Below are 11397 nucleotides of genomic sequence, written 5' to 3'. Positions count from 1 at the left end.
CACCCGACCCGCCACCGTTCCGACCCGGTGGAGGAACGTTCCATGATCATCAACCGGTGGCGACACCATGACGTCGCCAACCGTTGACGATCAACGGGACAGCACACACGAGCCGCACCCATCTGGTGATAGCCCGCAACTCACTGAACCGCCGGGCCCGCACACCGTTCAGCGGACAGTGCCGGGTCCGACGGAGTTCCGGCGCGGCCTGGTGCCGTGCAGGTCAGTCCAGGTGGGCCAGGAGGTCGCGGTAGGCCTGGTCGGGGTCGCCGTCGCGGGTGGGTACGACGACGGCGCGAGGGCGGGTGGGCAGCAGGGCCGCCAGGCGGTCGTGCATGGCGGACAGCTCGGCCGGGCCACCCTGCGTGTCCAGGTGCGCGGCCGCGTCCAGGTGCGCGGGGTCGGCGCCGGCCCGGGTGCGCTCGGCGAAGCGCCGCAGCGCGCCGTGCTTCTCGTCCCACAGCACGAGCTCGTGGAAGCGCGCGCCCACGGCCTCGGCGGTGGCCTCCAGCTCCTCCAGGAACCGCGGCCGGCCGAGGTACTGCGGCACGACGACGTCGTGGCCGGCGCGCAGGTGGGCGGCGGCCGCGGCGACGGCGATCGCGCGGGCCAGCAGGCCGGCGGCGTGCGGATCGTCGCGCCAGCCGCCGATCAGGTCGCGAACCCGGTCGACGTCGAGGTTCAGGGCGAGCGGGTGGTCGTCGACGTACCGGCGGGCGAGGGTGGACTTGCCGATGGCCGGTGGTCCGTTGAGCACGATCAGCCGGGGCACCGCACCACCATAGAGTGGTGGCATGGACGTCGTGGGCACGCTGACCCGCTGGCAGGACGCCGGCGGCGTGTGGCGGGTCGTGGCTCGCACTCCCGCCGGCACCACCGTCGCGCTGTGCCGGTGCGACGGGGGCGAGGAGGTCGACCGGGTCACGTCGGCCGACTCGGCGCTGCTGGCGTTCCTGGCCGGCCGTACCAGCAGCGACGACTGACTCGCTAGCCCGACAGTGCGGCGAGGACGCCGGCGAGCCGGTCGGCACGGTCGGCGTCGGCGCTGCGGGCCTCGGCCACCAACACCGCGACGGCCGCCCGGAACGCGCGCGTCAGCTCGGCCCTGTCGAGCGAGCGGACCAGGGCCTCGGCCACCAGGCCCAGCACGTCCGGCGGCAGCCGGTCCATGCCGCGGCCCTGGCTGGCCGGCAGCCCGTGGCGCAGGCAGGCCAGCGCGAGCACGTGGTCGCGCGTCCCGCTGATCATGTACTCAGCCTGCCAGGCCCGGCCACGCTCGATGCTCGACCTGGCATGCAGCGCGTACAGCCAGCCCATGCCGATCAGCGTCGACGGGTCCGGTGGCGACGACGGGGACTGCTCGGCCGCCGTGCCGAAGATCAGCCGGAAGGTCGGCGCCGTCGGGCCGAACTCGCCGTCCGGCGCGAACGCGAGATCCACCTGCAACGTGCTGGCCAGCAGGAACACTCGGTAGACGGTGCGGCGGAACGGCACGTCGAGATGGTCGACGGCGCCGTGCTCGGAGTACATGGCGGCGGTCCAGTCGGCGATGACGGCGTCCTGGTCGGTGCCGGCCGCGAGCCCGAACGCGAGGTCGATGTCGGACCACCGGTCCTCCGCGCCGACGGCCGCGGACCCGGTCGCGGCCGCGCTGGCGATGCGCGGGTCGGCGCGGGCTGTCTCGACGAGCCGGGCGCGCAGTTGATCACGGTCGGTGGGATTGAACACCGGGCCACGCTACGGCACGGCCGCGCTCACCAGTGCACCCAGCCGCCGTCGACGTTGATGACCTGACCGGTGATGAACGAGCTGTCGTCACTGGCCAGGAAGACGAACGTGCCGACGAGGTCGGCCGCGGTGCCGCGCCGCTTCAGCGCCTGCACGGCGGTGACGGCCGCGAAGGCCTCGTCCGCGTCGGGCACCAGCTCCTCCTCGCGCTCGGTCCGGATGGCGCCGGGCATGACGGCGTTGACCCGGACGCCGTCGGGCCCCACCTCGCGGGCCAGCGCCCGGGTGAGCCCGACGATGCCCGCCTTGCTCGAGGTGTAGTGCAGCGAGCCAGCCTGACCGGTGGCCACCATGACGCTCGTGACGGTGATGATCGAGCCGTGCCCGCCAGCCGCGAGGTCGGGGTGCGCGGCGCGGGCCAGCAGCCAGGTGGCGCGCAGGTTGACATCCATGACCCGACCCCAGTCGTCCACACCGATCTCGCGCCACGGGGTGCGGCTCGTGGCGGCGGCGTTGGCGACGACGACGTCGAGCCGGCCGACCTCCTGCCGCGCGGCCGCCACCAGAGCGTCGACCGCGTCGGAGTCGGCGAGGTCGGCACCGAGGGCGACGGCGGTGGCGTCGGTGCCGCGCAGCTCGGCGGCGAGCTTCTCGGCGAGGGTGGCCATCTCGGGGTGCGGCTCGTGTGCGATGGCTACGGCGGCGCCCTCGGCGGCGAACGCCCTGGCCACGGCCGCGCCGATGCCGCGCGAAGCCCCGGTCACCAGCGCCGCCCGTCCGGCCAGTCGCCCGTCGCGCACGCTCACCTCCGACGACGTTTCGCTGTTCGCAACAGACAGTTCGAAACTATGTCAGGCCGGTCGCCTCGTCAATCGAAAAACGAGCGGGGTGATCAGGACAGCGGGTCGGCGACACCGGCGAGGCTCAGCTCGTCGGCGTAGTGACAGGCGGCCAGGTGCTCGCTCGATCCCGTCGGCGACAGCTGGAGCAGCGGCCGCTCGTCGGCGCAGCGCTCGGCCCGGCGGTGCGGGCACCGGGTGTGGAACGGGCACCCGGACGGCGGGTTCGCCGGGTCGGGCAGGTCGTCGGCGAGCCGGATGCGCCGGCCCGCGCCGCGCAGGTGCGGGTCGGGTACCGGGACCGCCGACAGCAGCGCCTCGGTGTATGGGTGCCCGGGCCGCTGGAACACCTCCTCGGTCTCGGCCTGCTCGACGATCCGGCCGAGGTACATGACGGCGACCCGGTCGCAGATGTGCTCGACCACCGACAGGTCGTGGGAGATGAACAGGTAGGTCAGCTGGTACTCGTCCTGCAGGTCGCTGAGGAGGTTGAGGATCTGCGCGCGAATCGACACGTCCAGCGCCGAGACCGCCTCGTCGGCGATGACCAGCCGGGGGTTGGTGATGAGGGCGCGGGCGATGTTGATGCGCTGGCGCTGCCCGCCGGAGAACGCGTGCGGGTAGCGGCGCATGAACTCCGGACGCAGCCCGACGCGGCGCAGCATGGCCGCCACCCGGTCCTCGATGGAGCTGTCCACCCGCTCGGAGCGGATGTGCCGCAGCGGCTCGGCGATCAGCTGGAGCAGCGTCTTGCGCGGGTTCAGCGAGCCGAACGGGTCCTGGAAGATCACCCGGATGTGCTCGCGGTACGGCCGCAGCTGGTTGGCCTCCAGCTGGGCCAGATCGACCTCGGCACCGCCGCGGGGGTCCCGGTAGCGGATGGTGCCGGCGGTCGGGTCGAGGGCCCGGGCGATGCACCGGCCCAGCGTCGTCTTGCCACAGCCGGACTCGCCGACCAGACCGAGCGTCTCCCCCGGCCGGATGTCGAGGTCGACGTCGTCGACGGCCTGGACGTGACCGACCGTGCGGCCGAAGAACCCCTTCTTGACCGGGAACGTCATCCGCAGCCCGCGCACCGACAGCAGCGGCTCCGCCTCGTCCGGCGCCACCGCCGGCGACCGGTCCTCGGCCCCGGTGAGCGTCGCGGTGTTCGGTGCCGGCGCGGCCGGCACCGGCGGCCGTTCGACGTCGGGATCGTGCAGGTGGCAGGCGGCCTCGTGCCGGTCCCCGACCTGTCGCACGGCCGGCGGCGTGACGTCGCACAGCCCGGGCATGACCGACGGGCACCGGGTGTGGAACGGGCAGCCGGTGGGCCGGTCGTCCGGCGACGGCACCATGCCGGCGATGGCCGCCAGCCGCTCGCTGCGGGCCTGGCCCAGGGTCGGCACCGACTCCAGCAGCGCCCGCGTGTACGGATGCTCGGGGCGGTCGAAGATGTCGGTCACCGAGCCCTGTTCGGCGACGGTGCCCAGGTACATCACCGTGACGTCGTCGGCGATCTCGGCCACCACGCCGAGGTCGTGCGTGATGAACATGACCGACATCCCGGTTTCGTCCTGCAGCTGCGCGATCAGGTCGAGGATGCGGGCCTGCGTGGTGACGTCGAGAGCGGTCGTCGGCTCGTCGGCGATGAGCAGCGCCGGGTCGCAGGACAACGCGATGGCGATCATCACCCGCTGGCACATGCCGCCGGACAACTGGAACGAGTAGGAGTCGAAGCGCCGCTCCGGCTGCGGTATCCCGACCCGGGCCAGCTGCGCGATCGCGAGCTCCTTGGCCTCCGCCGCCGACACCGGTCGGTGCAGCCGGATCGCCTGGACGAGCTGGTCACCGATCGAGTACATCGGCGACAGCGACGCCATCGGCTCCTGGAACACCATGCCGATCTGGCCGCCGCGGACCTGGCGGATCTCGGCGCCGTGCGGGTCCAGCGCGGCCAGGTCGACCGCGGGTGCCTCCGGGTCCGGATGCCACCAGAGGTGGCCGGCCTCGATCCGTCCTGGCGCGTCGACCAGCCCGAGCACCGAGCGGGCGGTGATGGATTTGCCGCAGCCGGACTCGCCGACGACGCAGATGGTGCGGCCGCGCGGCACGTCGAGGCTGACGCCGTCGACGGCTTTCACCACGCTCTCGTCGGTGTGGAAGTACGTCCGTAGCCCGTCGATCCGCAGGATGGTGCCCGACGCGGCCAGCTCGCGCCCGACCTGCCGGGGGTCGGCCGGAGCCGGGCTGTCCAGGCCGGCCACCACGCCGACGCCGCGGCCGGTGTCGTCTCTGTGCGCAGTCATACGGAGTCCCGTCCTCGTGTGGTCATCGTCGATACGGGTCGGCGGCGTCGCGCAGTCCGTCACCCATGAAGTTCAGCGACAGGACCGCGACGACGACCGCCAGTCCGGGCAACAGCAGCCAGGGTGCGGTCGAGATCACCCGGATCTGCTGCGCTTCCTGCAACAGCACGCCCCACGACACCACCGGTGGCTGCAGGCCCAGGCCGAGGAAGGACAGCGCCGTCTCGGCCAGGATCATGGCCGGGATCGACAGCGTCAGGGTTGCGATGAGGTGCGAGGTGAACGACGGCAGCATGTGGCTGAAGATGATCGCCCGCCGGCCGACCCCGTCGAGCTTCGCCGCCATGACGAAGTCCTCCTCGCGCAGCGACAGGAACCTGCCGCGGACTTCCCGGGCGAGGCTCGTCCACGCCACGAACGACAGCACGACGGTGATCATGAAGTATCGCGCCAGCGGTCCCCAGTCGGTAGGCACCGCGGCCGCCAGGCCCAGCCACAGCGGCAGCGTCGGCAGCGACATGAAGAACTCGACCATGCGCTGGATGACGGTGTCGACCTTGCCGCCCAGGTAGCCGGAGACCCCGCCCAGCGTGACGCCGAGCACGAACGCGACCGCCACACCCACCAGGCCGACCGACATCGAAACCCGGGTGCCGTGGATGATGCGCGAGAGCTGGTCGCGGCCGAGCCGGTCCGCGCCGAGCAGGTACATCGGCGGACCGTCGGGGTCGGCCGGCCCGATCACGTGGATGTTCGTCTCGATCAGGCCGAACAGCGTGTAGGACGGGCCACGGGCGAACAGCTCGACCGGCACCTTGGTGTCCTCGTCGACCTCGAACCGGATCTCCAGCGTCTCCGGGTCCTGCTCGGCGGTGTAGCCGTTGACGTAGAGCCCCCAGTCCCAGCCGTCGCTGGTGTCGACGACGTGCAGCCGCTGCGGCGGCGCGTAGGTGTACTCGGGGTCCAGGTGGCTGGAGTCGTACGGGGCCAGGAAGCCGGCGAAGACGGCGACGAGGTACAGCGTCGCGGTCACGACGAGGCCGGCCAGCGCCAGCTTGTGCTTGCGGAACCGCCACCACATGAGGCGCCACTGCGAGGCCACCGACACGGCCGCGGGCGCGACGTCCTGGACCGCCGGTTCGGCCGCTGGCCCGGCCGGCGGCAACTGCTGCGTCATGTCGCTCTCCCTACCGGTAGCGGAGCCGGACCCGAGGATCGAGCCAGGCCAGGGCGATGTCGGAGATGAGCGTCCCGAGCACCGTCAGGACGCCGAGAATCAGGATGATCGAGCCGGCGAGGTACATGTCCTGGCTGCGCAACGCGCCCAGGAGCAGCGGCCCGACGGTGTTGAGGTTCATCACCGTCGCGACGATCACCTCACCGCCGACGAGACTCGGCAGCAGCCAGCCGATGGTCGAAAAGAACGGGTTCATCGCGACCCGCAAGGGGTACTTCACCAGCAGCCGCCCCTCCGGCAACCCCTGGGCCCGAGCCGCCACCACGTACGGTTTTCGCAGCTCGTCGAGGAGGTTCGCGCGCAGGATCCGGATCAGCCCGGCGGTGCCCGCCGTACCCAGGACGAGGATCGCGATGGCGAAGGTCACCGGGTTCGCCTCACCGACGGAGAGCCCGAACGTGCTGAACGCGACCCACAGCATGACCAGCGCGAGCAGGAAGTTCGGCGTCGCCAGTCCGAGGAACCCGATGGTCGTGGCGACGTAGTCGCCGATGGAGTACTGCTTCACCGCGGAGAAGACCCCGAGCGGCACCGCGACGAACCACGTCAGCAGCAGGGTCAGGCCGGCGAGCGCCATGGTCAGCGGCAGCCGGTCGGCGAGCAGGCCGGACACCGACTGGCTCCACTCGAAGGACTGTCCGAAGTCCAGGTGGAACATGATGCCCGAGATCCACTTCCAGTACTGCACGAAGAAGGGCTGGTCCAGCCCGTAGCGCTCGTTCATCGCGTCCAGCTGGGCCTGGTCCAGCGACTCGCCCTGCGACGCGTACTGCGCCATGAGTGTGGTCAGGTAGTCACCGGGCGGCAGTTGGATGATGACGAACGCCACCAGCGAGATCAGGAACACGGTCGGGACCATGTACAGGAACCGGCGCGCGATGAATGCGGCCATGGAGAAACGACACCCCCCATGTGGTCGGGTGAACGGCACGTCGAAGGCGGGAGACGAGATGGCGACGGCCCGATGGCCGGTCGCGTGCGAGTGCGGTCGGTGACCGCCCCGGCGTGGCTAGTCGCCGCGCCAGTCCGGCGGCAGGTCGTTGAGTCGCCCTTGGCTGGCCCCCAGCTCCTCCAGGGCCGCCAGCGAGGTGCCGCCCTTGGCCTCCGCGACCGCCGTCGCGATCGCCTCGAGCAGGGCCAGTCCGGCCACGCGCGCGCTGAACTGGGCCGAGCCGCGAGACACCGCTGAACTGAAGATGGTCAGCGACGTCTGGACTACGTCGCCGAGAGGTGACTGCGGGTTGGCCGTCAGCGCCGCCGTCTCGACACCGTGGCTCTTCGCGTAGTGCAGCGCCTGGACGGTGTCGCGGGACCGGCCGGAGTACGAGATGCCCAGGACGAGGTCACCTTGCTGCAGCCGCGAGACCTGCGCCAGCATCATCATCGGGTCGGAGGTCCAGGCCACGGCCACCCCGATGCTCGCCAGGCGGTACGACAGCATCTGGCACAGCGGCGCCGCCGTCCCCGTGCCCACGAGCAGCACCGCCGGCGCCGTCGCCAGCCGGTTGACGACGTGGCGCAGCGCCGGCTCGGAGAGGTTGGTCAGGGTGTCCTGCATGCACTCGACCTCCAGCGCCATGACCCGCTGGATGAGGTCGCTGACCCCGCCGGTGCCGGCCCTGGTCTCCAGTGCCAGGTCGACCGGGTGCGAGTGGTAGAAGCCGAGGGTCTTGCCCAGGTCGAGGGAGAGCGCCTGCGCGAACTCGCGGTAGCCGGAGTAGCCCAGCACGTGGGTGAGCCGGCTGACGGCGTTCTCCGAGGCACCGGCCGCCTGGGCCAGCACCTGGATGGCGACGCCGCGGACCTTCCACGGGTCGGCCAGGATCGTGTCGGCGACCCGGGCCCGCGCGCCGCTGAGGTTCGGTCGGGCCTGGCGCAGCCGTTCCAGGCAGGACGGCGCGTCCGCACCCTCGGGTGTCCCCGGCAAAGACTCGGAGGTCATGTCACGCTCCAATTCCGATCACACGGTAGCTCCGGCGCGGCGTCATCGGCATCAGCCGCGCAGACGCAGACGCAGGAAATCGTCACCGGTACGGTCGCACCACTCGGCCAGCCGTGCCCGGTGCTCGTCCAGGACCGGCCGATGACGGGCGTCGCGGGCCAGGTTCACCATCTCGCCGGGGTCCTCGTCCAGGTCGAACAGTTGCTCACGATCCTGGCCCCAGGCGTAGACGGCGTACTTGTACCGCCGGGTCCGCAGCATCCGGCCGTAGGCGTGCGGCAGCACCGGCGTGTCCCACCGGGTCTCGACCACTACCTGGTCCGCCGGGTTGGCCTCGTCGGACCGTCCCTCGCAGACGGCGCGCCGGCTGGTGCCGGCCACCCCGTCCGGCGCCTCGATACCGGCGAAGTCGCACAGCGTGGGCAGCACGTCCGCGCCGGCGGACACGAGGTCGTCGGCCACCCGCCCGGGCGTGGTGACGCCCTTCCACGAGACGATGAACGGCACCCGGACGGACTCCTCGTACAGCGTCCACTTCTGGTTCCAGCGGTGCGCCCCCATGCCGTCACCGTGGTCGCTGGAGAAGACGATCAGCGTCTCCTCCTCGACGCCGGTCTCCCGGACGGCGTCGAGCAGCCGGCCGATCTCGGCGTCGACCTTCTCGCACAGCCGGTAGTAGGTGTGCCGGTAGTGACGCCAGCGGTCCTCGGTCCAGTTGGCGACCGGGTACCACCGCGGGAACTGGGCCTGGGCCACCCGCAGAAGCTCCGGCTCGTACGGCGGGATGGGGAAGTTGGCCGGCAGGTTGGGGCACTCGTCGGTGTCGACGTCCGGCACGTCACCCCACGGCAGCGGCTCGTTGCGGGCCCATTCGCAGATGTTGTGCGGGTTGTCGAACGCCGCGACGAGGAAGAACGGTCGGTCACGCCGCTCGCGGATGAAGCCGACGCAGTCGTCGGCGAGGTGGTCGTCGCCGAAGCCGAAGACCTGGTGGAACCCGTAGTCGCCGGTCATGTCGTACTCCGGCAGGTGCCACTTCCCGCCGTACGCGCAGTCGTAGCCGGCGTCGGCGAACAGGTAGCCGAGCTGCCGCTTGCGCAGCGCGTCGTCCATCGCCGCGGCGTTGCCGGTGACGCCGGTCTGGTGCGGCATGAGACCGGTCATCATGCTGGCCCTGGACGGGCTGCACAGCGGTTGGGCGCAGTACGCGTTGGGGAACCGCACCCCCTGCGCGGCCAGGGCGTCCATCGCCGGAGTGCGCAGGTCGGTGTTGCCCGCGCAGCTCATCGCCCCGCCGAACTGCTGGTCGGTCAGCACGACCAGCACGTTGGGCCGCGACCGCGTCGTCTCCGTCATGGCCGTCCTCACGACGCGTGGAAGTACTGCTCGGGGCGGCTCGGGCCGGGCTCGGGGTACACCGCCGAGACCGGCATCGGCTCGTAGACGTTGCGGAATGAGTTCTTGACGATGCCGTACCCGCCCATCGGGAGCACCGTGCCGATGAGCCAGAACTCCTCCTTGGAGATCGCCAGGATCTGCCGGAAGATCTCGATCCGCGCGTCGTCGTCCGCGGTGGCTCGCAGCTGGTCGAAGAGGTCCATCTGCTCCTGGATCCGCGGCAGCGGCTCTTCCCGCGGGTCGCCGGCGTTGTTGTACCAGTTCGCCCAGGGGACACCCCAGTTGGAGCCGGTGTGCGAGGGGAAGTAGTACCGCGGGTCGAGCAGCCCGTCCAGCAGGCCGCCGTCGCCCACCCAGACCGCCGCGTCGTGGATGTTGGCCTCGCGGCGCTCGATGAACAGCGACCGGTCCATCGGGTTCATGCGCACGTCGATGCCGACCTCCTGCCAGTACCCGACCACGAGCTCGGTGGCGTCGGGGTGGAACGGGAACAGGCTCGGCGTGGCCACGTCCAGGGCGAAGGAGATGCGGTTGCCGTCGGGGCGCAGCCGGTAACCGTCGCCGTCGCGCTGGGAGTAGCCGGCGCGGTCGAGGTGCTCGTTGGCGAGGTCGACGTCGTACTCGGTGTACTGCTTGGCGAACTCCTCGTCGTAGAAGTCCGACTCCTCGCGCGGCGCCACCTGCCACGGCTCGCCCTGCTGCTGGAAGACCGCGTCGATCATCTCCTGGCGGTCGATGGCGTGCGACAGGCCGATGCGGAAGTCCTTGTTCTGGAAGACCTCGCGCAGCACCGGGTCCTGATGGACGAGGTTGAGCGCCATGACGGCCTGGTTCATCTTGCCGTCGACGATGTCGAAGAAGTCGTAGTCGCCGTCCTCGCGGCTGTTCGCCAGGACCGGCTTGTTGGTCAGCGAGTTGATGTGGCGCATGTGCATGTCGAGCTCGCCGTTGGTGGCCTGGAGCAGCATCAGCTCCTCGTCGCTGACCACGTTGTAGACGACCCGGTCGAGGTAGGGCAGCTGCGAGCCGTCCGGGTCGGTCTTGAAGTAGTACGGGTTGCGCTCCAGCACTACCTGCTCGCCGGTACCCAGCGGCGTCGTGACGGTCCAGGCGCCCAGCCGCGGCAGCTCCGGGTTCTGCCAGAAGCCGGCGTCGAGCAGGATGGAGAAGCCGACCTTGGAGCTGAAGAGCTCCACCCAGTCGGCCTTGCCCTCGGCAGCGACGAGGCTGGCCACGTCGGGGTTGTAGGTCTGGTGGAACTGCTCGAGGTAGTGGCGCGGGTAGCTGGTCAGCAGGCCACCCTCGTCGGGCATGCAGAGGTTGTGCATGAACAGGCCCTGCGGCTCGGCGAACGTGAACCGGACCGTCACCTCGTCGACCTTCTCGATGGTCGCCGGCTGCCCGCTGACCGTCGTGAGCCAGCGCGGGACACCCAGGAGCTGCTCGTTGGCGATCACGTCGGTGTAGGCGAACACGATGTCGTCGGCGGTGAACGGCGTGCCGTCGGACCATTTCATGCCCTGGCGCAGGCCGATGGTGTAGGCCCGGCCGCCGTCCTCCTGCTCGACCGACTCGGCGATGTTGAGCACCGGCTCGGTGAAGTCGATGCTCCAGTGCATGAGCAGCTCGTAGCCGCCGGTGCGGGCGAGCCAGGCGACGTCGCCGGGCCCGAGCAGGGCGGTCTTCCAGTCCCCGCCGTAGGTGCCGATCGAGTCGACCGGCTCGACCACCAGCGGATTGGCCGGCAGCCGCTCCTCGACCGGCGGCAGCTCACCGGCGGCCACCCGTTCGGCCAGCGACGGCGCCTCGGGGCCCTTCTCGGCGCCCCCGCCGGCGGGCGCGTCGTCGTCCCCGGAGCCGCCGGAGCAGGCCGAACCTGCCATGGTGAGCAGGGCGGCGGCTCCCCCCAGCTGGAGCACGTGGCGCCTGGTGTATCTGGGTCCCAACCACGGTCCGCGCGTCATC

10 protein-coding genes are annotated in these 11397 nt (G+C 71.1%); 1 reads left to right on the top strand and 9 read right to left on the bottom strand.

Annotated elements, in window-relative coordinates:
* Positions 1 to 223: 223 nt before the first annotated feature.
* Positions 224 to 772, bottom strand: a complete 549-nt coding sequence (locus E1269_RS01920) for an AAA family ATPase (protein WP_131890387.1) — start codon at positions 770 to 772, stop codon at positions 224 to 226.
* Between the two features lie 22 nt (positions 773 to 794).
* Between E1269_RS01920 and E1269_RS01915 the strand changes: the two genes are divergently transcribed.
* Entirely contained in the window at positions 795 to 983 is a 189-nt protein-coding gene (locus E1269_RS01915) for a hypothetical protein (protein WP_131890385.1), read from the top strand.
* A 4-nt stretch (positions 984 to 987) separates the two neighbouring features.
* On the opposite strand, the gene E1269_RS01910 is transcribed toward E1269_RS01915, so the two are convergent.
* The 8 genes from E1269_RS01910 to E1269_RS01875 all read right to left on the bottom strand — a co-directional run bounded on the left by E1269_RS01910 (position 988) and on the right by E1269_RS01875 (position 11351).
* The gene (locus tag E1269_RS01910) at positions 988 to 1728 is read right to left on the bottom strand and encodes a nucleotidyltransferase domain-containing protein (protein WP_131890383.1); all 741 of its coding nucleotides are present in this window, start codon (positions 1726 to 1728) and stop codon (positions 988 to 990) included.
* A 26-nt stretch (positions 1729 to 1754) separates the two neighbouring features.
* Complete coding sequence (locus E1269_RS01905; protein ID WP_162606175.1) at positions 1755 to 2528, bottom strand: SDR family NAD(P)-dependent oxidoreductase; 774 nt, start codon at positions 2526 to 2528, stop codon at positions 1755 to 1757.
* A 92-nt stretch (positions 2529 to 2620) separates the two neighbouring features.
* Positions 2621 to 4855, bottom strand: a complete 2235-nt coding sequence (locus tag E1269_RS33230) for an ABC transporter ATP-binding protein (RefSeq protein WP_131890379.1) — start codon at positions 4853 to 4855, stop codon at positions 2621 to 2623.
* Between the two features lie 22 nt (positions 4856 to 4877).
* The gene (locus tag E1269_RS01895; protein WP_131890377.1) at positions 4878 to 6032 is read right to left on the bottom strand and encodes an ABC transporter permease; all 1155 of its coding nucleotides are present in this window, start codon (positions 6030 to 6032) and stop codon (positions 4878 to 4880) included.
* Between the two features lie 10 nt (positions 6033 to 6042).
* The gene (locus tag E1269_RS01890; RefSeq protein WP_131890375.1) at positions 6043 to 6984 is read right to left on the bottom strand and encodes an ABC transporter permease; all 942 of its coding nucleotides are present in this window, start codon (positions 6982 to 6984) and stop codon (positions 6043 to 6045) included.
* 117 nt (positions 6985 to 7101) lie between these two features.
* A complete protein-coding gene (locus E1269_RS01885; protein WP_131890373.1) occupies positions 7102 to 8034 on the bottom strand; it encodes a MurR/RpiR family transcriptional regulator in 933 nt (310 codons plus the stop codon).
* Positions 8035 to 8085: 51 nt separating this feature from the next.
* Positions 8086 to 9390 carry a sulfatase family protein gene (locus tag E1269_RS01880; protein WP_131890371.1) on the bottom strand — a complete coding sequence of 435 codons (1305 nt, stop codon included), beginning with the start codon at positions 9388 to 9390 and terminating at the stop codon, positions 8086 to 8088.
* Positions 9391 to 9398: 8 nt separating this feature from the next.
* Positions 9399 to 11351: an ABC transporter substrate-binding protein gene (locus tag E1269_RS01875; RefSeq protein WP_203432717.1), complete on the bottom strand. Its 1953-nt coding sequence runs from the start codon at positions 11349 to 11351 to the stop codon at positions 9399 to 9401.
* Positions 11352 to 11397: the final 46 nt, after the last annotated feature.

This window comes from Jiangella asiatica (genome assembly GCF_004349065.1).
GTDB lineage: Bacteria > Actinomycetota > Actinomycetes > Jiangellales > Jiangellaceae > Jiangella > Jiangella asiatica.
This window is presented reverse-complemented; position numbering and strand designations above follow the sequence as displayed.